We start from the raw sequence: 604 nt of genomic DNA, 5'->3' as shown, positions 1-604 counted from the left end.
TGATCCTTCGAGGAATCTCCTACAACCCTCTCGAATGGAGTCATCACGATGACCGCTCCTCACATTGTCGACCCTGCTGGCCTGCTCGGTGAAGCCCTCGCCGAGGCGTCGCCGGATCTGATGCGTCAGCTGCTGCAGACGATGATCAACGCGCTGCTGTCCGCGGACGCGGACGCCGTCTGCGGCGCCGAATGGGGCAAGGCGTCCCCGGACCGGGTGACGCAGCGCAACGGCTACCGGCACCGCGAGCTGGACACCCGCGTCGGCACGATCGACGTCGCCGTCCCCAAGCTGCGTAAGGGAACCTACTTCCCGGAATGGCTGCTCGAGCGCCGCAAGCGCGCCGAGGCCGCGTTGATCACCGTCGTCGCCGACTGCTACCTCGCCGGCGTCAGCACGCGCCGCATGGACAAGCTGGTCAAGACCCTCGGCATCGACTCGCTGTCCAAGTCGCAGGTGTCCCGCATGGCCGCGGACCTCGACGAGCACGTCGACCAGTTCCGCCACCGCCCCCTCGGGGATGCCGGGCCGTTCACATTCGTCGCCGCAGACGCCCTCACGATGAAGGTCCGCGAAGGCGGGCGGGTGATCAACGCGGTCGTCC

General features: G+C 67.7%; 1 protein-coding gene. It reads left to right on the top strand.

The features are described 5' to 3' along the window. Positions 1-48: 48 nt before the first annotated feature. A partial coding sequence (locus ACYVGN_RS13430; RefSeq protein WP_460791368.1) for a transposase occupies positions 49-604 on the top strand: 556 nt, incomplete at its 3' end.

Source organism: Microbacterium lacusdiani (assembly GCF_054779895.1).
Note: the sequence above shows the minus strand (reverse complement) of the source record. Positions and strands in the feature narration are given on the sequence as shown.